Consider the following 21,634-nt stretch of genomic DNA (forward strand, 5'->3'; position numbering starts at 1 on the left):
ATCTCACCGGCTGATCGGTGAATACTCGAATTTCTGTCCACCCACGGAGGCTTCACCCATCAAGCCTTTGATCGGCAGGACGAATACCGCCACGCCTTCCGTGTAGTCGGTGCTGCCCGCTGCGCCGTCCCTGGCTGCGACCGCCGAAGCCTGTGCGCTCAACTCGACTTTGCCGTTCTTAAAGTCATCGAGCTTCTGTGCGTTCTGGAAAAAAATGATCTCACGGAGTGTCTGCCCGCCGAGTTGGAGGCCGATGGTGGCCTGACTCATGGACGTGTTACCGATGACGGCTCCGCGTTCATACACCAGTCCTTCGCCGTGTGCGCCGCCAAGCCCTGCACCGCCTTTGGCGATTTTCGGGAAGACCGCATAGCCATATGCGTTATCGAAAAAACCACTCAGGCTGGGGTCTGCGGTACGAAAGGCGGTGATCGTCTCCTGAACGCGGGCATTCATGCCTGCCTCATGGGCTGCCGCAGCATCCGGATCACCTGATGATTCCTTGTAGCTCGAGCAACCCATGCTGACCATCGATGCGATCACGACTGCTGCGATAAACGCTGCGCGGTGTTTCACGGCTGTCTCCTTGTAATGGAATCCCCGATCGACCAGCCGAGCGGCTGGTTTACCTGCCCATATTTTATAGCCTGACCGCCGATCAAATGCGAAAACCCGCTGGCAAAACAGACACCCGCTCATCAACTCGATCGCATCAATCACCGCCAGCGCATTTGTCCAGCGTGACAGGGATCAATGATGATGTCCGCCGGGGCCGTGGACGTGTCCGTGCGTGATTTCTTCCTCGGTCGCATCTCGAACATCGACGACTTTCACATCAAAAGTCAGAGCTAGGCCCGCCAGCGCATGGTTGGCATCGACCGTCACCTTGTCGTCCTGGAACCCGACGATCGTGAGGATGCGCAGTTGTCCGTTCGGCGTCTGTGCGCGGAACTGCTGGCCGACCTGAATGACTTTCTGCGGAAAGTTGGATCGCGGCACTTGCTGCACCATGTTGGGATCGCGCTGGCCGTAGGCGTCTTCGGGAGCGATGGTGACGTTGAAGGTGTCGCCGGGATTTTTGCCTTCCAATTCGCGTTCGAGTCCGGGGATAAGTCCGCCGACGCCGTGAAGATAAGTCAGCGGTCCCCGGCCGTTGGAGCTGTCGATCACCTTACCCTTAGGCCCTGTGAGGGTGTATTCGAGAGAGACTACTTTGTGTTTTTCGATTGGCATGGAATATTCCGGGATTGAGGAATCCGCCAGTGTACGCGGTCGGGTACTCCGAGTCACATGACCTTGTCCCACGAGCAAGGCGGCGCGTTATGCTGGTGTTAAGGAAATGTCCATGGCTGATACAGCATGGTTCCGTGATGCAAAATGGGGTGTGTTCTGCCATTATCTTGGCTCTCCGCCCAGCAGCGACGGCGGGAAAGAATTAACCGCTCAGGCCTGGAACGCGCAGATCGATGCCTTCGATGTGGATGCGCTGACTCGTCAGCTAGTGGCGGTGCGAGCACCTTACTTTTTCATCACGATCGGTCAGAACTCCGGACATTACCTGGCACCCAACCATACGTATGACCGTCTCACCGGCATCACGCCGAGCAAGTGCTCGAAACGTGACCTGGTGAAAGACCTGTACGAGTCGCTGGAACCGCACGGGATTCGCCTGATGGTGTATCTGCCCAGCGGGGCACCCGCGACGGACCCGCAAGCGTGTAAGAAACTGGAGTGGGAATGGGGCTTTCAAGACGGCTGGCCTAACTGGCGAGGCGGGCGCACTGGCAAACGCCTGGTGAATTTCCAGCGTCACTGGGAGGCAGTGATCCGCGAGTGGTCGTTACGCTGGGGCAGGCATGTCCACGGCTGGTGGATCGACGGCTGCTACTTCGCCGACGAGATGTACCGTCATGACGATGAGCCGAATTTCGCCAGCTTCGCCGCCGCGATGAAAGCGGGCAACCCTCAGTCGATCGTGGCGTTCAATCCGGGGGTCGGTGTGCCGCTCGTCTGTCACAGCGAGCACGAAGATTACACGGCAGGCGAGATTGCCGACACGCTGCCTGCGGGGGTATCGCTGCCGCAACGCTGGATCATGCGCGGTGAGCATCGCGCTCAGTTGCACGTGCTCAGTTACCTGGGCGCAACGTGGTGCGGTGAGGGTCGTCCGCGGTTTCCCGATGCGATGGCGGCAGGATACACTCGACACATCAACGACCACGAAGGCGTGGTCACGTGGGACGTACCGATCACGAAAGCCGGCACGATTCCGCAAGCGTTTCTCGATCAGCTTGCCGCGTTACAAGCGACAGACGACTGATGACATGCCGATCCTGATTCAATGTCCGATCTGTGCCTCGAAGTTCAGAGCACCCGATCATGCAGCGGGTGTGACGGTGCCCTGCCCCAAATGCGGCGGACAGATCGATGTTCCCGGCGGTAAGGCCAAGGCCAAACCGACCACCAGTGTCGATTTTTCCATGGTGCTGGAGACGGAAAAAGACGCCCGAGCGCAGCAGACATTCGTTGCACCGGAAGTAAGGGTGGAAGATGCCGAACCGGAGGAAAGCCGGATGGGACTCTGGCTGGCCCTGGCAGGCGTGGCGGTGCTGCTGATCCTGGCTGTCCTCACCGCGCTGCTGCTGGTCAAGTCAGACCTCTGGCGTCAGATCACCGGATGAGTTTATGTGTTATGAGGTTTTACTCGCACTGCATTCAAACTGGATCGATGTGGTAACTTTCATAATTTGCGGTAACAATTTCTGCTGTGAATCACGCGGCCGTAAGTGCTGAGGAATTTTATTATGTCTTTTCAATTCACTGACCAACATCACAAGGATTATTACGAAAAAGGGTTCACGATTTTTCGTTCCATCGTGCCAACCTCTTTGCTGACCGATCTTCGTCGGGAAACCGACAAGGGACGCCTGATCGCGCGCAAGCGATCCGGTGAAAGCGCGCAGCGACTCCAGCCGATCGTCAATTACCCCGAAATCGATTTCAAGCCGTTTGTGGATTTCCACCATCTGCCGGCTTTGGTTGATGCGCTCAATACGCTCTTTGAAGCGGGTTTCGGCAAAAAGGTGGACGTTGACGCGACGCGCGAGGTGTGCGGCGTCCTGTACGAGCCGGCCACGCGGCCCTGGTGTACGAATTGGCATCGTGACTGGCGCGATAACGCCAGAGGCCTGCGACTGGCGGAGTGGGACAAGCGGTTGCTGGACATTCGGATGTTCAATCAGGTGAACTGCGCGCTGTATGACGACTCCTGTACCTGGGTCGTGCCGGGCAGCCATCTGCGTCGTGATACGACTGCTGAGATTCGTCGATTCCCTGACCGGCCGATCCAACAGCCGGACTTTGGCGGGTTGAACATCGAGGATGCCGAAGCCGCCGTTCGTGACTACACCTTAAGCATGCCCGGCGCGTACCAGGCACATCTTTTTGCCGGCGACTACATGCTTTATCGTAATAGCCTGTGGCATCTGGGCAGCTATCTGCCTTATCGCAAGCGTGCGACGATCCACGACTCTCTGTTCAGTGACGATTTCCGCGAGTGGTTTAAAAATCCGCCTTTCCATCCCGCGAAGGCGGACGGCACACGCGACTGGGAAAACCCGAACATCAACACGTTAACGTACCAGCAGTGCAAGGCTGAGCAGACACGAAATAACTGACCGCGTTCGGCTCCAGTCAGCCTGCAGTTAGCGTGGCGGGTCGGCGTTTACCGAGAAACCTGCTTAGAAGTCGGCACCCTTGTACCCCATCGCCTTCCACTCTTTGCGCGCCAGAGCGAGACGTCGGGAATCGAGCTTGGGGCGACCGAGGATGCTCGGCGGCGCCTTGCCGTCGCCGGTGCCATCGGGCCAGGGTGACCAGTGATCGTTGGCGAATTTTTTACGGCTTGATTCGCTGCGGAAGTCGGGCAGTTCCATACGGTCGCCCTTTGCCAGCGCGCTGCGCCAGGCGAGGATACCGACGGAGGACATGGTCACGCCGCGGTACACGTCAAGGAAGTGCGGCCGACCGGATCGGATGGCGTTGGCGAAGTGATAGTTAACCCAGAAGTCGCCGCCGCCGTGGCCCGCCCGTCGCGCCAGGTCGCCAAGTTCCGGCCAGTCGGGGGCGTAGCAGCGTTCGGCAGGAATCTTGCCCTCCACACGGTCCCAATCTTCATGCCACACGCGAATTCGGCCCGTACCGAAGTATCCCACTCCTCGTTCGATTTCCATCGCACCTTTGCTGCCGTGAACGCGATACCAGTTGCTGTGTCCCGGTGTAAGCAGACCGAAGATACGAAAGACCGAGCCGTCGTCGTTTTGTGTGAGAATCACGGAGGTCGGATCTGCCAATCGGGCGCAGTCCTTGTTGCACTCGGGGGCCGCGACCGACAAGCCGATCACCGAAGTCGGAGTTGATTCGGTGATGTACATGAGCGGTGCCAGGGCATGGGTGCAGTAGTAAGTCGAGGGCAGGTAGTTTCGCCAGTGCTTCTGACCCGGTGCGATATGCAGGCGAGCCCTGGAGTCCATGGGGTGGTTGTATTCACCTTCAGCGTAAAGTACCCGGCCGATCTCTCCGGTTTTATAGACGCGCCGCAGTTCCTGGTTGAAACAGGTGAACGGGTAGTTCTCTGCGAACATGTAGATCTTGCCGCTTTTTTCGACGGCACGACACAGCGCGACGCCATCGGCGAGGGTGGCGTTGGCGGATGTTTCGCTCATCACGTGCTTGCCTGCCTTGAGTGCTTTAATGGCGAAAGGTGCGTGCTGGTGAAAATAGTTCGCCAGCACGACGGCATCCATGTCGTGTTCGAGAAACTTATCGTAGTCCGTGTACGTCGCGACGCCGTATTTCTTACCCGCCGCATTGAGTCGCTCCTCCCAGATATCACAGAGGGCGACGAGCTTCATGCCGACGTTTTCACCGGCACCGGCAGCGTATGACTGACCGCGACCGATACCAATGACTCCGACCTTGATGATGGATTTGGAGGGTTTCTTAGCCACAGTGAAAGAATCCTGGAAGAAGGTATGAGTGCCGGATGTATCAGCATCCGACGGGAAAGCGGAACATTGTGCGCGCAAACGTCAGCTAAGTCTAGATGTTGCCAAAACGATTTATGGCCGGTGTTTCGATGGTTCGCTGAGCCGCACATCACGCCACTCCGCCGCGTTTCCATGCCCGAACTTCAGAGAAAACCGTGATATAATCAGGGGTCGTTTTTCAAGGAACCAAACTCATGACGTTCAAAGTGACACCGGCCCAGATCCAGCAATTCCAAAAAGACGGCTACCTCATGGTGCCTGACCTGTTCGACGCTGAGGAGATGGAACTGCTCCTGAAGATCGGCAAGGCAGACCATGAGTTGGCGAAAGAGACACGTGCGATGGCGGACGCACAGGGCGGACACAGCAAACTCGCGCTTCGGAATGACCTGTCGGACACGATCTATTCTGCGATCGTTCGCAGCCGCCGTCTCGTTGACAACATGGAAGCTCTGCTCGGTGACGAGGTTTATCACTTCCATCACAAGATGATGGTGAAGGAGCCGCGTGTCGGCGGGGCGTGGGAGTGGCATCAGGATTACGGCTACTGGGAGAAGTTCAATTACTGCCTCTATCCCGATATGGCGAGTTGCTACATCGCGGTGGATCGTGCGTACAAGGGCAATGGCTGCCTCCAGGTGCTCAAGGGCAGCCATCTGATCGGACGCATTACTCACGGTGCTGCGGGCGGACAGACCGGTGCTGAACTCGAGCGTGTAGAGGCTGCGATGAAGAGGCATGAGTTGGTCTATTGCGAAATGCTGCCGGGTACCGCTTTGTTTTTCCATGCCAACCTGTTGCACCGGAGCGATCAGAACAAGAGCGATGATCCCCGCTGGAGCCTGATCTGCTGCTACAACACCAAGCACAACGATCCGATCCGTCCCGCGCTGCCGGGGGCCCATCCGAACTACAGCTATCTGGAAAAGTGGGATGACTCGCGGGTGAAAGAGGTCGGCCGCAAGCAGTGGGCGCAGATGCAGGCGACCGTCTGAAACGGCGCGCAAACGGGTGCAGTGTGCGGACGGTTCAGCCCAGCGCCATCCATCCGCGCAGTTTTTGTGGCAACCCTGCGTTGAGATGGTTTTTGAGCGAGGACTCAGGCTCGAATAATTCGAGCATTGATACGGTTGCAGGCGGCATCTTGCTCAAGACCAGCGAGAGCGCGTTCCAATCCAGCGTACCCAGACCGGGAACCTGATGTGAATCCGCGCGCCCATCGTTGTCGTGGACGTGGAGATAACTCACAACATCTCTAACTTCGTCCAGCACAGCGACAGCATTGGATGGACCATCCAAGCATGACATGTGTGCGTGGCCGGTGTCGTAGCACATGCGGATGCACGGATGATTCATCTGTCGGATGAGTTGAGCGAGTTGCACGGGATCGTTGCCGAAAAGGAATTTCGGGGGAATATTTTCAAAGAGATAAATGACGCCAAGGCGATCCCCCTCGCGCGCCAGATCGGCGAGTGTTTTCTGAAACGGGGCGATGCGTGCAGCACGAACGGCGGGGGTGATGTCAGACAACTGGGCAGCAGATGGCGCGGGATGGACGACAACCATGGAGCCGCCTAGTTGGCGTGTCAGCTCCCCTTCACGGATGTAGGTTTCCACCGCGTCGCGACGGATTCTTTCATCGGGGCACGAGGGATCGTATTCGGGGCCGAATACGCCATGAATCGAGTCGATCGGCAGGCCGGCGTCCTCCGCCATGCGGCGGGCGTCGGCGACGGCGGGAGGATTCCGGGTGTTTCGATAAAACTGACTGGTGCGACAGCCCATTCGTCGATAAAGGGGTAGCAGCGTCGGCGGGTTAAAGTCCGGAAAACCGAATGCCGCGACTGTTGCGAGCTTGGTCAAAGGAAAACTCCATTCCGGTTTAAGCGAAAATAGCTTATCGGAAAGCGGCACCATGCGGCGATAGCGTGCGTAAGCGTCGAATGACGAAGCTTGTGTCTTGCGACGAGCACTTGTCCCACTACAATGGCTTCGCCTTTCTTTTTGGGGATTATCCGAATGTTTGACCGCTGGTTGTTTGCTTTGATCGTGTTATTGACTTGCTCCTCAGCGGTGTTGGCGCAGAGCGAGCTGGAACGCTTCGAGCGAACCCTGGAACAGGTTCAGCGCGATACCCGTTTCCGCGTTTCGCCGGATATCCCCGCGGAGCAACGGGCACTGATTGATTACGGCGGCTATGCGACCTTCAGCTTTCTGGCGACCGATGACAATCTCCAGAACACCCACATTCTCCGCCAGTACGATCTCAACGGATACGCACGGGTGAACTTCGATAACGTGCATGATTTTTTCGTTCGCGTCCGAACCACCTACCGCGATTTCAACTCCGGTGACGCTTTCGACAGTAACGGCGACGATTGGGTGGAACCCACGCTCGATCGCGCGACCTACCACTTCGATCTCCGCCGGGCGATGCAGGCTTACAACGGCGAAAATATCAAAGGGAATTTCACCCTCGACGGCGGCAGGCAGCTCGTCCACTGGGCCAATGGTCTGGTACTCAGCGATACGCTCGATGGCGCACTGCTCAACTTCAGCTATGACACGATCACCCTGACCGCGCTGGCGTCTGTCACACGTGACAGCAACACCGATATCGACCCGTCACGGCCGGGATTTGATGACGACACCCATCGCGGCTTTTACGGCGGAATGCTCTCCTGGCAGGTCACTCCCAAGCATCGCCCATTCATTTACGGCCTGGTGCAGGATGACAACAACGATGATGAGGTGCTCGTCACCGGCGCGGTTTCCACTCGCTTTCGCTACGACAGTTTCTACATCGGTTTTGGTTCCAACGGAGCCTTGACCGATCAGCTCCTCTACGGCGTGGAAATGGCTTATCAGGGCGGCGAGACTCTTTCCAACAGCTTCGACAGCACCTTCAGCCAGGTCACGCAAACCACTGATCCGATCTCAGCCTTCGGCGCGGATTTCCGACTCGACTACCTTTTCACCGATCAAAACCACTCGCGCCTCAGCGGTGAGCTGATCATCGCCACCGGCGACACAGACCGGCTGGTTACCGACTCAACATTCGGCGGAAATCAGCCCGGCTCAACCGATCACGCATTCAATTCCTTCGGCCTGCTCAATACCGGTCTGGCGTTTGCGCCGCCCGTGTCGAACATCATCATCACCCGTGTCGGTGCTTCCACTTTCCCGCTGCCGCAGGCGAAACTTTTCCGTCGCATGCAGGTTGGCATCGATTTTCTCGTCTTCAACAAGTTCAACTCCAGTGCGCCGATTGACGAAGCCACCGAGGACGACAGCTATCTCGGCTTTGAGCCGGACCTCTTCGTGAACTGGGAGATCACCAGCGATCTGTCGCTGGCACTCCGGTACGGTGCATTTTTCCCCGGTGACGCCATCACGACCGATCACGATGTGCGTCACTTTTTCTACACGGGTGTGACGTTCTCGTTCTGAGCCGCAGCGAGGGGATGGCGATCTTCACCGCGGTTGGGTCGAGAGCGATGAATGAGTGAGCTTTTCTGGAAGTCATGCGATGATGAAATCACATAAGACAAAATCGCTTCTGCAGTCAGGGCTGTCACTGCAAGCCCTTTGCCTTTTGAGTTCGATACTGCTGCTCGTAGTCGGCTGCAAGCAGGCGAAAGTGGGTGAACCGCTGACCGACAAGCTCGCGGGGAACGACCCGGATTCGCAAATCGAGTTCTGGCATGCGCTGGCTGAGCGTCCGGTGACGAGCAACGATGAAGCGTTTCACGCACTACTGCTCTACACCGATCGTGAAGATCCGGCTGACAGCTACGACGGCCGGGTGAGCCTGCTCAAAGAACGGCGAATGCTCCCCAAAGGATTTGACCGTCCCGCTAATGAGTCGATCAGTCGCGGCGTGCTTGCGGTAGCGCTGGTGCGGGCACTGGAGATCAAAGGCGGCGTGACGATGCACCTGCTGGGGTCGACACCGCGTTATGCGACGCGCGAGTTGATGTACATGAATCTCTACCCGCCCAGCAGTCCGCAACAGACATTCGCGGGGAGCGAGTTCGTCGGCATCATGGGCCGGGTCGAGGACTATCAACGAGTCAATCCCGCCCGCTCACCCGCCGCGTTCCTTCCCGGTGAAGCTGAGCAAGCCGAAAAAGCCAAGCATCCGCCTAAAAAGGGCAGCGAAGCCACACCTCCACAGTCCACGGAGCCGGCTGCCCCGACGGAATCCGATGCTGCCACGCAACCCGCGTCGTAAGCAGCAATGACGGCGAAGGTTACAAGCGGCATCTTGCGGATGCTCGCTTACACAGTGCTGCGGACTTTTTTACGTTTCAAATCAATTTTTATTCGCTTTTTGTGAGGAGCGCGCCTATAATGCGGTTGTCGTTCATCTCGATTCTAGGGGTTGAAACAGAGCATAAATCCAATGATGACCAAAACCATCCAATTCGTCGCAGGTTTGCTGTTGTGCGTACTCTTGACACACGGTGCGACTTTCGCCGCGGCTCCGGCGACCGTGCCGGCAGATCAGGCACAGATCGAAAAAGTCGAGATCACCATTACGGGCATCGAGGGACTCGTGCAGGTCCGCACCGCGGAGGATCAGCCGTGGAAAAAAGCGGAGCTGGGCATGCGTCTGGATGAAGGCGCGGAGTTCCGCACCGGCCCGCGATCCGCGGTGCGCTTTGTCATCCCGCCCGATCAGGTCATTACTCTCGACCGTCTGGGAACGGTGAAGGTGATTCAGGCGATCCGCAGTTCGACGATGGTTAAAACCGATCTGGGCATGAAGTACGGCCGGACTCGCTATGACATCGAAGCAGCCGGCCTCGATCACCAGTCAACGATCCGCAGTCCCAGTGCCACGCTGGCCATTCGCGGCACCAAGGTAAGCCTCGAAGATTCTCTGCCATTCCCTCCGATCGCTCGCAGCCTCACAGGTACCGGGACGTACGGCAAGGGGAAGAAGAAACAGAGGTTCGGCGGTAAGCAATACACGCAGATAAATGACGACAAAGGCAACGCTGCGCAGACCGAGCTGGACAGCAGTGCTGATTCGGGTAGCTGGCAGGGCCGCGATAGCACCGAGTCATTGCTCGTCGATACTTTTGTCTCAGGGACTTTCGACCAGCGGAATCTCGGCTTAGGCTCGAATCTCCAGGGTCTCGATCGTTCGGGTAGTCCGATCGGTGATATGCACGGCGGCGGCGAACCACCAGCGCCGGAAGTCGGGCACCTGAACTTCTTCGTCTCCTGGACCGGTCCGGGCGACCTCGACATGTTTGTCGTCGATCCCACCGGATATGCCACGGCGGTCTATCCGCCTGGCGGCGTACCTATTGCACATCAGGGCGGACCTAGCACCAACTCACCAAGCGGTGGGGCGATCGTTCGTGATGTGACGTCTGCCAACGGCATCGAGCAGATTAACTGGCTGGAGGAGCACCCCAGCGGCACCTATCAGGTCGGTACCCGCGTCTTCTCCACCAGCGGCCCCAACACCGTCCGCATTGAGGGCTTCCTCGACGGCACACGCATTCAGCCGGTCTTCACCACAGTCCTCAGTCAGGCAGGTAACTACACCTACACACCGATCACGGTTACGGCTGGTCACTGATTTCCCGTCTTTCGCAACCGGCGGAAACGGCGGCGCATCCGGCGTCCGCACGTCGCTTCGTGCGACCACTTTTGCTTTCCCGCCGATAATCTCTTCTGTTGTCAATCCGTTTTTCGTTGCGCATGACCACAAGCGAACGCAACCTCCTTCTCCGCACCACGGTGCTGGGCATCCTGCTGACGCTGGGTGTCGTCGTGGCGGTGCGCGCCGGCTGGCTCAACGCACTGGAAAACTGGATCTACGACCGCCGCGTCGCGACGTGTCAGTTTTTCACACCTCCTCCGACCGACAAACTCATCCATCTGGATATCGACGATCTGACGCTTGAAGCGATGGGTACCTGGCCCTGGCCTCGCGCACGTCTGGCGTATGTCGTCGATGAGCTTCGACTGGCTGGTGCCAAAGCGGTCGGCCTCGATATCGTCTTTCCTGAGCCGCAGGCGGCGGACTACGAACCTCGCCAAGGCACGACCGAACCGGCGGAAAACGGCGGCGTCAAGGGCGTGTTCGACACCATCGCCAACGATGACATTTTCGCCGACTCGGTACGCAGGATGCAGCCGACGCTCGTGCCTCTCTCCTTTGATCTGCAGGTCAACCCCAGTCCGCGTGCCGCGGCAATGCTTGCCGAGTCCTCAGCCGATCTCGAACTGACCTATGACGAAGTGGACCGCAAGCTCGCCCAGATCCACGGGCAGGAACGCGGCAATGTGCAGGAGGATCAGGACCGTTACATCCAGATGCGCCGGTTGGCGATGTTCAACCGTGTCCTTGATCTGCTTTCTCGAAAGCCTGCCTCGATAGAGGAGCTTCGCGCGCTGCTGTTGCCCCGCACCGATCCGCAGTTGACCGGATCGCCTCAGATTCGTCTGCTCCGCGGCGAATATGACCGGGTTCAGTCGCTGTTGTCTTTGCGGCGTTTTTCCCGCAGCGTACCGGACGGCCTGCCCCTCTTTCTTCCCGGCAATCTCGCCGTCGCACCGACGGTCGTGCTGGCACGCGCCGCCAGCATGACGGGTTTTGTTTATTACCAGGCTGATGATGACGGCGTGGTGCGGAGCATCCCGCTCTGGGCGGAGCACCGCGGGTTTCTCTTTCCGCAGTTCGGCCTGGCGCTGGCCTGTGCGCAGCTCAATGTCTCACCTGCCGATATCCGGTTCGATCAGGACCGCATCACCATTCCCGTCAAGGGACGTGCTGACATCGTAATTCCGATGCGGCGGCGACACTTCAACGCGATCGACAAGGATGTGGGATTCATCCTCGATATCCCGTGGTTCGGCACGCCTGACTGGCAGACGATGTACGATCCGAATCATCGTGACTACCGCCAGCACTGGCCGCTTCTTCAGGTCTGGCAGGCCCACGAGTTGAGTGAACGAATCATCACCAACAACCGCAGCGCGGATATTGCGCTGGAATCTTTGCTGACGACGCTGGGTGCTGACGCCGAGCCTCAACTGCTCAAGCTGCGCGGCCTCCAGGGTCGGTACGACGATCCTGATTCACGGCTCCCAATCATGGAGTGGGCGAGACAATACCTCGAAACCAACGGCTATTTTCAGATTTACGAAGGGGTCAAGTACGAGGAACTGGTCAGGCAGGAGCGTGAGGCGCGCAAGGCGTTGGAAGATGCAGAGGCGGCAGCCAGAGACCCGCTGCGAAAGACGCCGGAGATCGAACGAACAGTCGAGGACCTGCGCAACAAGCACGAAGCACGCAATGATGAAATCAAGTTTTTCTCCGCGCTGCAGCTCATCAAGCGTCTGCCGGGCGAGGTACGGGCACTCAAGGACCAGTTGACTCAGGAACGCACGCGGTTGCGCAACCAGGTTCACGGGCGTTCGGTTCTCGTTGGCTGGACGGCGACGGGGGCCGCAGCGGATTTCGTCCCCACCAGTCTGCACGCCAAGTGTCCCGGCCCGGTGGTTCACGGCGTGATTTTCAACGCGATCATGACCGGCGAGGTCTGGTGGCGCGCGTCGGGCTGGACGACCCTCGCCATCACGCTGGTGCTGGGTCTGGCGGTGACTGCGGCGGTGGCTCGGCTCTCGCCGGGGCTTGCCACGCTCGCGTCGTTCCTGCTGGGCGTGGGGTATCTGTTCGTCAATGCCATCGTGCTTTTCGATTACGGCAACCTGCTGGTCAACGCATCAGGTCCGCTCGTGGCGGTTGCAACGGTGTGGTCGGGTACGACGCTTTACCGTTTCGCCGCCTCGATTGCCGAACGCCGCCGGATGAAGCGGATCTTCCAGAACTACGTTGATCCGGCCCTGGTCGATCACGCGCTGGAAAATCCTGATGCTGTCCGCCCGCAGGTTCGGGAAGTGACGGTCGCCTTCACCGATCTGGCGGGATTCACCACGCTTTCCGAACAACTCCAAGCCAAGACCGTTGAAATCCTCAACGAGTATTTCACGCTGATGGTTCCGGTAATGGCTGAGCAGAAAGAGCCGATCATCAAGTTTCTCGGCGACGGCATCATGGTGTTTTATGGCGCACCGCGTTCCCGAGAGGATCACGCACAGGCTGCGGTGACCACGGTGCTCAAGATGCAGCAGGCGCTGCCAGGTTTTAACCAGACGCTCGTCGAGCGCGGACTGCCCACGCTCAAGATGCGCGCGGGTGTGAGTACCGGATCGATGATCGTCGGTGCCGCGGGAACCAAGGATCGCATCGACTACACGGTGCTGGGTGATAACGTGAATCTAGGCTCGCGACTGGAAGGAGCCAACAAGGCCACGGGAACACTCACCCTCATCAGTCAGCGCACCGCTGAACTCGTCGGAGAGGAGTTTCTGCTGCGACCGATCGGCAGACTCGTCGTCGTCGGCAAGACGGAAGGCGTCATGACCTATGAACCGCTTGCCTATCGCAATGAAGCGACAGAGCAGCAACGCACGCTGGTCACCAAAACACGAGCGATGGTGGACGCATTCCAGCGGTCGCGTTTTGAGGAATGTCTTGCAGCCATCAGTGAGCTGGACGATTTCACCGGACCTTCACCGCTTTCGGAGCTTTATCGCAGCTTGTGTGAGAAGTATCTCAAGGAGCCGCCGCCTGATGGTTTTGTCGGGCAGGTGGTTCTCACGGAAAAATAATTTCGGGAATCCGTGGGCTGGGCGATACCCCGCGAATCGTCCGGTCATTCCTGCAATAATCAATTCCACCGATTGGGAGTCCCCCCGTGTCTGAACCCACCCCAGATGCTGCGCTTCTCCGCCGAGTCGCTGACGGATCCGCAAAACTCCGAACGCAGATCGGAACCATCGTCATCGGTCAGGATGCCGCGGTTCGTGCCTTGCTTGCTGCCGTGCTTGCGCAAGGTCACGTGCTGATCATCGGCGTGCCCGGTCTGGCTAAAACGCTGCTGGTGCGCACGCTCGCCTCAGCATTGGGGTGGACGTTCAAGCGCATTCAGTTCACGCCCGACATGATGCCCAGTGACATCATCGGCATGGAACTGCTGCACGAAGATCGGACGGAAGCGGGCGGTGCATCACGCGCCATGCGCTTCGTGCCCGGGCCGATCTTTGCCAACCTCGTCCTCGCGGATGAGATCAACCGCACGCCGCCTCGGACGCAATCCGCGCTGCTTGAGGCAATGCAGGAGCTGACCGTTACCAGCATGGGACGGAGCTATCCGCTTGAGCGGCCGTTCATCGTCTGCGCCACGCAGAATCCCATCGAGCAGGAAGGCACCTATCCGCTGCCGGAGGCTCAGCTTGACCGTTTCATGGCGAGCCTCTGGCTCGACTATCCGAGCAACAGTGAGGAAGAGCGCATTGTCTCATCCACAACGAGCGGGCAGCAGTTTCATCTCGACGCGATTTTCTCACGACAGGAGGTGCTGGCATTTCAGGATCTCGTGCAGCGCGTGCCAGTCTCGCCGCATGTGGTTACTTATGCGGTGGCCGTGGCGCGTGCCACGCGCCCCAGCGGTGAAGGTGCCGGTGCAATAGCCGGACAATACGTGCAATGGGGGGCCGGCCCGCGCGCCGGACAGCACATGGTGATGCTCGGCAAGGCGTTGGCGGCATTGGACGGCCTGCCAGCCGTTTCCTGCGACCACATCCGCGAGGCTGCCCCGCTGGTGCTGCGGCATCGCGTGCTGCCGAATTATCAGGCATTGGGTGAAGGTATGACGCCGGCATCGATCGTCGAAAATATTCTGAAATCGGTGAAGCAGTCGGACTACGAGAAATAACTTGCCTGCCGCGTATCTGCGCATCAGGCGATGTGATGATGTCTCGCGGGTGGGTTTACAGGACGCTGATGAGCCGTCAATCAGCCGTCCTCTGAAAGGGATATCGAAGCAATTTGGTTTCCGAGAGTTGATGAGCCATGGAATCAACCGGAAAAAGCAGGTACCTCAATCCCGCGGAGCTTGCGATGCTTGGCCGGTTGTCGCCGACGACACGCCGTCCGGTTGTCGGTCGTTTTGCCGGTCGCCACGCTTCGCAGCACCACGGTCGGGGTGTCGAGTTTGCGGACTACCGCGCCTATCAGCCGGGCGACCCGCCTGACGACGTGGACTGGAAAACCTACGCACGCACGGACCGACTTTTTCTCAAGCTCTTTGAGCAGCAGACCGACCTCTCCCTTGCGATGCTCGTCGATGCGTCGGCGTCGATGGGATATTCCGGCTATCCGCCTCGTGAAGGAAATTCCAAGTACGACTTCAGCGCACGGTGCGCAGCAGCGATGGCGTTTCTGGCAACCCGGCAGGGGGATCGAGTTCTGGTCAGTCTGGCGCAGGATGGCCTGCGTGGCAACGCAGGATTCGGCGCGACGCCTCAACATCTCCATGCCGTCTTGAACACCCTTGAAAGCACAACACCTGCGGGTGCTGCGGACCTGACCGCCGCGATTCGCTCGTTGATCCCTCGTCTGCCGCGTCGTGCTCTGCTCGTGGTGCTCAGCGATCTGCTCGATGCGACCGAGCAGCTTTTTCCGCAGTTAGCTCGATACCAGCAGGGCGGGGGACGTGTAGCGGTGTTCCATCTTCTGCATCCGGATGAATGGAATCTTCCGTCGATTGAAGATGCAGTTTTCGTTGACAGCGAGTCTGCTGAGCGGCTGACGGTCAATCCCGCGCAGGTTCGTGCACGCTATGCCGAGCGCTACCGCGCGTTTCTGGACTATTGGGCGACCGGATGCGCGAGGCGAGGCATCGACTATTTTCTCGCCTCGACAGCCGACCCGTATCCCGAACTACTCCGCAGGTTCCTTCATGGTGCCTTGCCTGGTCACGCACGATGATGTCGATGTCACTCACGTTTTTGTCACCCCTGATGCTCACGGGGCTGGTTGCGCTGGTGCTGCCGGTCGCGGTACATCTTTTCAGCCGTCGGACACGGATCGTGTTGACATTTCCGACGATCCGAATGCTGGAGGATTCGCTGCGCGGACAGACGCGGCTCCTGCGCATCCGTCGGTGGGTGTTGCTGGTGCTGCGCTGTCTGGCTCTCGCTTTCCTGGCGGCGGCATTTGCCCGTCCCGTCTGGTCGAGCCCGCCCGATCTGATGGCGTGGCGTCAGGGAGTGACGCTGCTCGTCGTGCTCGACAACAGCGCTTCGAGCGCACAGCGCGTAGAGGGAGTGGCTGTGCTGGAAACTCTCCGCGTAAATGCAGCACGCCTGGCGGGTCAACTACGGCCTGGAATCGATTCCATCAACGTCATCGTGACCGCCCCGGTTCCACATCTGCTCCTGCCGCATGCGTCTGCCCAGCCGACGTCGGCGATCAACGCGATCCACGAAGTGAAGTCCAGCGATGCACGCGGCGATCTTGTCGCAGCACTCGGATTGGCTGCTCAGCAGGCGGAACAGGCGCCCGGTACGCCGCGACTCGTCGTGCTGTCCGATTTGCAGGCGACTCAATGGGCGGAGGTATCACGGCAAAATGTCGCGGGAATAAACATGCCGGTCAGCGTGATCGATCCGAGCCTGGCGGAGATGTCGAATCTGGCGATTACCTCAACGGGCATATATCCCGCCAGGCCGCATCCCGGTCAGCGCGTTCAACTCAGTTGCACCATCACGAATTATTCAGCCGAGTCCCGCCTCGCAGCGGTCGGCGTGACACTTGATGGATCATCGCTGGGGCGTCGTGAGGTGGAGGTCATGCCGTGGTCCTCAAGCGCTGTGCAGTTTGATGCGCCAGCCCTTGAAGATCGAGAGCATCTTGTTCGCTTCAGTGTGGATGATCCAATCTTTGCCGTGGATAATGCAGCTTATCGGGTGATTCAACCCAGGACTCAGCCGCGTGTGCTGCTCGTGACGGATGAGGCTCTGGTTTCACCGCAAAGCGTGTATTTCATCTCACGCGCACTTGCACCATCGAATGAGATCGGCGCAAAGGTGACAACGTCGCGCCCGAGTGAGTTAACACTGTCCGCAATGAATCAGGCCGACGTAGTGCTCGTCGCGGGTGTGCGCAATGTGAGCGCAGCGGCAGCCCGACTGCTCGCCGGGCAGGTGGTTAATGGCGGAGGTCTGCTGGTTTTTGCGGACGACCGCAATTCCATCACCGCGTTACAAGCAATTAACGAAGCACTGCCCACGGAACGAAAGCCCGCCTTATTCGATTCGGAAATCAGAACGCGGAGCGAGCCGTGGCGCATCATCAGCGACAGCATGGAGCCGCATACCAACCCAATGTCCCGGATGCTGGCTGCTGCCCTGACGACAGCACGGTTTACCGCGACATTTCCATTACCCAAATCACTGGGTGATGTGATCCTCTCTTTTGATGACGATACGCCGGCAGTCCTGACGAAAGCTGCGGGTCGGGGGCGACTGGTTGTGTGTAACTTTGGCGTCGATCCGCGTGTGAGCAATCTGGCGCAGCACGGCAGTCTGGTCGTGTTGCTGCACGAGCTTTGTGATTACCTTGCGCCTGCGGATGATGCGTTGCGGGAGGTTATGGTCGGTGAGCGGCTGGAGTTCACTAGGAAATGGGTAAACGTGGCCGCTGCGGGGCGGATGACCATCGTTTCCCCAGACGGTTCGACGAATCCGGTGCAGTCGCAGATTGTTGCCGTACCACGAACGGATACGGTCGGCTTCTACCGCCTCAAACGCGGTGACGAAACTCTGGCCTGGGCAGCGGCCAACATCGACCCGCGTGAGAGCGACCTGCGACGGATCAAACCCGATGCGGCACAGGCACTGTTTGACGGCTCCACAAAATTGAACAGGACGACGGCGTCTATCCCCTCGATCAAACCGCAGGTGGATGAGTTGTGGCCGCAGTTTGTGATTGCAGCAATCGTGATGCTGTCCCTGGAAATGATAATCGTGGCATTCTGGAAATCGTGATGCTCGGAGCGATCGACAACCTGGCTGTTGTCTGGCATCCGGTGCTGCCGCCCTGGGCAATCGTGCTGCTGGTGCTGATCCTGTCAGCTCTGGCTGTCATGGAGTACGCGAAGCGCAGCGTTTCCATGGGTCGCAGGATGATGCGGCTGGTGCTGGTTGCGTTGCGTCTGGTGAGCATCGTCATCCTCGCGATCATTCTGGCTGGTCCCACTCGGCAGACTGCTGTTGCGGGAGGTAATGAGCGGCCGCGACTGGCGGTGCTCGTCGATGTGTCAGGCTCGATGCATGTGCGTGATGTGAAGGACAAGTCGCGCGAGGAAGTGGCGTTTGACCGTGCTTTTCAAGTGGTCGATTCTCCAGCCATCGCGCGATTGTTTGATACATCGCTCGATGGTTTTGACACGGCTATCACACCGCTGGACCCGTCAAAGCGGGCAGGTGGCCGACCGACGGATACGCTGTTGCTCGATATCGTTCGCGATCAGGTGGATAAGTTGGCCGGCAGTCCCGCGGGGTCTGCGATTCTCGTCATCAGCGATGGACGGGATACGAGCGGGCGACCCATTGACCCCGTGATCGAGTCTGCAACAGCCAGCGGACTGCGCATCCATACCATGCCTCTCGGTGGTGCGACCTTGACCGACAACGTGTGGCTAGGTGCGAAAATTGACCGCCCGACTTTTCTGCTCAATCAACCCGGCCAGTTGCAGGTCAGTGTCTGGTCTGCCAGAGAGCGGGACATAACGGTGGCAGCCGAGGCGGACGGTCAGGTCGATCGTGTTCCGATCCACCTTGCTGCCGGCGTGATGGTTCCGGTCACGGTCCCTTTGCGAACCCAGACACCGGGTGAACGCCGCGTGAAGATTTCACTTGAGGGATTACCAGCCGAAATCACACCGCAGCCGCAGCATGTGTTTTACGAGGTTTTGTCTAAGCGGATCAAGGTGCTGATTCTTGCCGGTGAGCCGGATTGGAACACGAAGTTCATCGCGCAGGCGTTGCGCAGGGATGAACGGATCGAGCTTATCAGTGCGGCTGCCCTGACGGCTGGCCGTGTGGAAGTGATTGCGACGCGCAGTGATGTCAGTGCCGTCCCGACCACACCGCAGGAGCTTGCGCTATTCGATGTCATCATCGTCGGCGGTACGCCCGAACGCATCGTCAATTCGAGCGGACTGGCTGCGATGGTCGATTACGTCGCAGCAGGGGGGCATGTCGTGTTACTGGGGACAATGCCGTCCGCATGGTCGGTACTCGATCCGGTGATTCGCAGCAGTAACACATCGGAAAATACGACTATCCATTTATCTCGTGATGCGCCTGCGCTTTTTGCGGGTCTCCTGCCTCGTGACGCGGCGGAACCAGCACTTTCGCGGATGCCGACGCTGACAATCGAAAAGGTGAAAAGCCTCAAGCCCGCAGCTTATTCGCTCATGGAAACTCGCAACGGTGAGCCGGCGATGGCTGTCATGAACGTCGGGCGTGGTCGATCGGTTGCATCGCTGACACGTGATCTTTGGCGATGGCGTATGCAGGCTGCTCCCGAAGCGAACATGGATGAACTCTACGACGTGCTCTGGGCCAATCTGGTCCGCTGGCTGGCACTGGGTGACGGATTTGAACCCGGCAGCGCGATTACTCTGGAACTCGAATCACGAACCGTCACGCCGGGCCGGCCGCTGGCGGTGGAGGTTTCTGCGCGGTGGCTGCCTGATGCTGGTTTTTCACCTCGTGTCAGCGTGTTGAATGAACAGGGAGATCGCATTGCATTGACCGTGAGCCGGGGTGATAGCGATACGCGATGGAACAGCACATTCACTCCCCGCGTCGAAGGTGAATATCGCATCGAATTGGATGCCTCGCCGTGGCACGAGGCCGCGATCGTGCGGCGATTCCGGGCTGTGGACGATGACCGTGAGAAGTTGAATACGTCTGCTGATTCGGAATTGCTGCGTCAGTTGGCGCAACGCACCGGCGGGCTGGTGCTCGACGCCTCGAAGATCGACGAGGTTCCCGCCCAACTGATCGATGCGCAGCCGCGTGTGGAAACGACGACCCAAATGGAGCCTGCGTGGAATCGCTGGGATGCTCTGCTCCTGCTATCGGTAATGCTGGGGGGTGAGTGGCTGGGACGGAGGTGGATGGGATGGTCATGACGAGCGGAAAACTGGCGAGGCTTCTGGCTCGTGTCTCCCGACGGACGCAGGCGGTTGTGTTCATCGCTGGGCTGCTCAATGCGTTGACAGCGTTGGTAGTGATCACAACCGGATTGCTGCTTTTTGATGCGTGCTGGCCGCTGGCAGCGCCGCGACTTGCTGCGTGGGATATCGCTCTTATCGCGGTGGCTGGAGTTATTCTGGCGCATGCGGTGATTCGGACGCTGGCTGAACGGCTTGAGCCTCGCCGCACCGCCCGACGGATCGAGTCGCTCGCTGGTATCCAGCACAACCGTCTGGTCAACGCCATCGAACTTTCCGCGGCTCATCCGTCATTTGGCAGTGTTGAGCTATCGCAGCTCGCTGGCGGGTTGGGGGAAACGACAGCGCAGACACTGCTGAAGGAGCGACTGGTTGATCGCCGACCGCTTCTGCGGGCTGCACGGATACTTCTTGCGACGCTGCTGGTGGTTGGCTTGCTCGCAGCATGGCGGCCCGGTCTTTTTCACGCGGGTATTTCTCGCTTTCTCGAACCCTGGAGCGATCACCCGCCGTTTACAACCTTGAAATTTGAAGTGGCGACATCTCCTCAGACACCGCAATCGGAAGAACGCGCCGAGTTGTCCGTGCAGGTCAGCGGTGACGATCTGCCGGCGGACGCCGACGTTGTATGGGTGGGAGCAAAGCCGATCCGCCAGCCGATGTCGCGTGCAGGGGATGGCCGATTCTCGCTGCACATCGAGCGTGCGGGGCAGACGCGGGAGTTTTACATCGCTACGCCGAGGGGACGCAGCCGACGATACCTGTTCAAGGTGGAACCACAAGCGGTGGCGATCGCTGGTGCGATGGACGAAAGGAATGATCTGGCAGCACGAGCGGAGGTTGTCGGAGCGGCTGCGGTGGCATTGGCGGCACGATCCGAGCTTCGCGATACGAACGCGCCATCACAGGCGGCGAAGAAAGCAGCGTTGATCGCTGAGCTATCCGCACGTATAGCACGCGAGGCTGGAGCAAAGCAGGCCATGATATCCGCCGGTTCATCAGAGGCGGAGGCAATGCGAGCAGCCTTGGAAGCATTACGCCAAGCTGCGGAGCGATCCGCGATTTCTGCTCGGTCTGCCGCCGATTCGCTGGAGTCCGGCAAGGGGAACGACGAAAGCGGTCAGGAATCCCTTTCACGGGCGGGTCGGGAACTTCAGCAAAAGGCGCACGAACTGGCGGAAGCGTCACGACGCGCGGGACAAGGTAAAGGAACCGGGCGAGGCGACGGTGAGGGTCAGACAGGCAGCACTGATGGAGCTTCGGATGCGAGTAATCCCGTCGATCCGGCACGAAGTGCGACGGGTCGCCGAATGGAATGGCTGGACCCCGGAGCGGTGAAGGCGACGGGTCAGGCAGGAGGCGATATGACAGGGGTTCCCTGGCCTTATCGAGACGCAGCCGCCGCCTATTTTCGGAGGATCGCCGAGGATTCGCGCTAGGTTGACCGACGGGTTGAGTCGCAGGCGGGGG

At 59.1% G+C, this 21,634-nt stretch carries 17 protein-coding genes; 13 read left to right on the top strand and 4 right to left on the bottom strand.

The features are described from left to right. Positions 1-3: 3 nt before the first annotated feature. Positions 4-576, bottom strand: a complete 573-nt coding sequence (locus tag IT444_05555) for a hypothetical protein (GenBank protein MCC7192232.1) — start codon at positions 574-576, stop codon at positions 4-6. Positions 577-750: 174 nt separating this feature from the next. Further along, entirely contained in the window at positions 751-1,233 is a 483-nt protein-coding gene (locus IT444_05560; protein ID MCC7192233.1) for a peptidylprolyl isomerase, read from the bottom strand. Between the two features lie 112 nt (positions 1,234-1,345). On the opposite strand from IT444_05560, the gene IT444_05565 reads away from it, so the two are divergent. The 3 genes from IT444_05565 (at position 1,346) to IT444_05575 (ending at position 3,677) form a co-directional block, all read left to right on the top strand. Further along, on the top strand, positions 1,346-2,320 hold the full coding sequence (locus IT444_05565) for a hypothetical protein (GenBank protein MCC7192234.1): 975 nt from the start codon (positions 1,346-1,348) through the stop codon (positions 2,318-2,320). Positions 2,321-2,324: 4 nt separating this feature from the next. Further along, positions 2,325-2,681 (top strand): hypothetical protein, encoded by a 357-nt coding sequence (locus IT444_05570; protein ID MCC7192235.1) that lies wholly within the window; start codon positions 2,325-2,327, stop codon positions 2,679-2,681. Between the two features lie 123 nt (positions 2,682-2,804). Then, on the top strand, positions 2,805-3,677 hold the full coding sequence (locus IT444_05575; protein ID MCC7192236.1) for a hypothetical protein: 873 nt from the start codon (positions 2,805-2,807) through the stop codon (positions 3,675-3,677). Between the two features lie 63 nt (positions 3,678-3,740). On the opposite strand, the gene IT444_05580 is transcribed toward IT444_05575, so the two are convergent. Continuing rightward, entirely contained in the window at positions 3,741-5,009 is a 1,269-nt protein-coding gene (locus tag IT444_05580) for a Gfo/Idh/MocA family oxidoreductase (protein ID MCC7192237.1), read from the bottom strand. Positions 5,010-5,242: 233 nt separating this feature from the next. On the opposite strand from IT444_05580, the gene IT444_05585 reads away from it, so the two are divergent. Then, positions 5,243-6,043 carry a phytanoyl-CoA dioxygenase family protein gene (locus IT444_05585; protein MCC7192238.1) on the top strand — a complete coding sequence of 267 codons (801 nt, stop codon included), beginning with the start codon at positions 5,243-5,245 and terminating at the stop codon, positions 6,041-6,043. Between the two features lie 34 nt (positions 6,044-6,077). On the opposite strand, the gene IT444_05590 is transcribed toward IT444_05585, so the two are convergent. Further along, the gene (locus IT444_05590) at positions 6,078-6,911 is read right to left on the bottom strand and encodes a sugar phosphate isomerase/epimerase (GenBank protein ID MCC7192239.1); all 834 of its coding nucleotides are present in this window, start codon (positions 6,909-6,911) and stop codon (positions 6,078-6,080) included. Between the two features lie 156 nt (positions 6,912-7,067). Here IT444_05590 and IT444_05595 point away from each other — a divergent pair, with 156 nt between their 5' ends. The 9 genes from IT444_05595 to IT444_05635 all read left to right on the top strand — a co-directional run bounded on the left by IT444_05595 (position 7,068) and on the right by IT444_05635 (position 21,603). Beyond that, positions 7,068-8,498 carry an alginate export family protein gene (locus tag IT444_05595; protein ID MCC7192240.1) on the top strand — a complete coding sequence of 477 codons (1,431 nt, stop codon included), beginning with the start codon at positions 7,068-7,070 and terminating at the stop codon, positions 8,496-8,498. A 145-nt stretch (positions 8,499-8,643) separates the two neighbouring features. After that, entirely contained in the window at positions 8,644-9,282 is a 639-nt protein-coding gene (locus IT444_05600) for a hypothetical protein (protein ID MCC7192241.1), read from the top strand. Between the two features lie 171 nt (positions 9,283-9,453). Further along, positions 9,454-10,644 (top strand): hypothetical protein, encoded by a 1,191-nt coding sequence (locus IT444_05605; protein MCC7192242.1) that lies wholly within the window; start codon positions 9,454-9,456, stop codon positions 10,642-10,644. Between the two features lie 122 nt (positions 10,645-10,766). After that, positions 10,767-13,745 (top strand): CHASE2 domain-containing protein, encoded by a 2,979-nt coding sequence (locus IT444_05610; GenBank protein MCC7192243.1) that lies wholly within the window; start codon positions 10,767-10,769, stop codon positions 13,743-13,745. 86 nt (positions 13,746-13,831) lie between these two features. After that, positions 13,832-14,851 (top strand): AAA family ATPase, encoded by a 1,020-nt coding sequence (locus tag IT444_05615; GenBank protein MCC7192244.1) that lies wholly within the window; start codon positions 13,832-13,834, stop codon positions 14,849-14,851. A 137-nt stretch (positions 14,852-14,988) separates the two neighbouring features. After that, positions 14,989-15,906 carry a DUF58 domain-containing protein gene (locus IT444_05620; GenBank protein ID MCC7192245.1) on the top strand — a complete coding sequence of 306 codons (918 nt, stop codon included), beginning with the start codon at positions 14,989-14,991 and terminating at the stop codon, positions 15,904-15,906. Positions 15,907-15,911: 5 nt separating this feature from the next. Beyond that, entirely contained in the window at positions 15,912-17,966 is a 2,055-nt protein-coding gene (locus tag IT444_05625) for a BatA domain-containing protein (GenBank protein MCC7192246.1), read from the top strand. Further along, a complete protein-coding gene (locus IT444_05630) occupies positions 17,891-20,122 on the top strand; it encodes a hypothetical protein (GenBank protein ID MCC7192247.1) in 2,232 nt (743 codons plus the stop codon). The genes IT444_05625 and IT444_05630 overlap by 76 nt, the downstream gene beginning before the upstream one ends. Next, a complete protein-coding gene (locus IT444_05635; protein ID MCC7192248.1) occupies positions 20,119-21,603 on the top strand; it encodes a hypothetical protein in 1,485 nt (494 codons plus the stop codon). The genes IT444_05630 and IT444_05635 overlap by 4 nt, the downstream gene beginning before the upstream one ends. Positions 21,604-21,634: the final 31 nt, after the last annotated feature.

This window comes from Phycisphaeraceae bacterium (assembly GCA_020851465.1).
GTDB lineage: Bacteria > Planctomycetota > Phycisphaerae > Phycisphaerales > Phycisphaeraceae > JADZCR01.

Excerpts from the sequence above, each read along its gene's own strand:
- IT444_05560 (MCC7192233.1), bottom strand. The coding sequence starts at position 1,233 with ATGCCAATCGAAAAACACAAAGTAGTCTCTCTCGAATACACCCTCACA.
- IT444_05605 (MCC7192242.1), top strand. The coding sequence starts at position 9,454 with ATGATGACCAAAACCATCCAATTCGTCGCAGGTTTGCTGTTGTGCGTA.
- IT444_05575 (MCC7192236.1), top strand. The coding sequence starts at position 2,805 with ATGTCTTTTCAATTCACTGACCAACATCACAAGGATTATTACGAAAAA.
- IT444_05585 (MCC7192238.1), top strand. The coding sequence starts at position 5,243 with ATGACGTTCAAAGTGACACCGGCCCAGATCCAGCAATTCCAAAAAGAC.
- IT444_05570 (MCC7192235.1), top strand. The coding sequence starts at position 2,325 with ATGCCGATCCTGATTCAATGTCCGATCTGTGCCTCGAAGTTCAGAGCA.
- IT444_05565 (MCC7192234.1), top strand. The coding sequence starts at position 1,346 with ATGGCTGATACAGCATGGTTCCGTGATGCAAAATGGGGTGTGTTCTGC.
- IT444_05635 (MCC7192248.1), top strand. The coding sequence starts at position 20,119 with ATGACGAGCGGAAAACTGGCGAGGCTTCTGGCTCGTGTCTCCCGACGG.
- IT444_05620 (MCC7192245.1), top strand. The coding sequence starts at position 14,989 with ATGGAATCAACCGGAAAAAGCAGGTACCTCAATCCCGCGGAGCTTGCG.
- IT444_05595 (MCC7192240.1), top strand. The coding sequence starts at position 7,068 with ATGTTTGACCGCTGGTTGTTTGCTTTGATCGTGTTATTGACTTGCTCC.
- IT444_05610 (MCC7192243.1), top strand. The coding sequence starts at position 10,767 with ATGACCACAAGCGAACGCAACCTCCTTCTCCGCACCACGGTGCTGGGC.
- IT444_05625 (MCC7192246.1), top strand. The coding sequence starts at position 15,912 with ATGTCACTCACGTTTTTGTCACCCCTGATGCTCACGGGGCTGGTTGCG.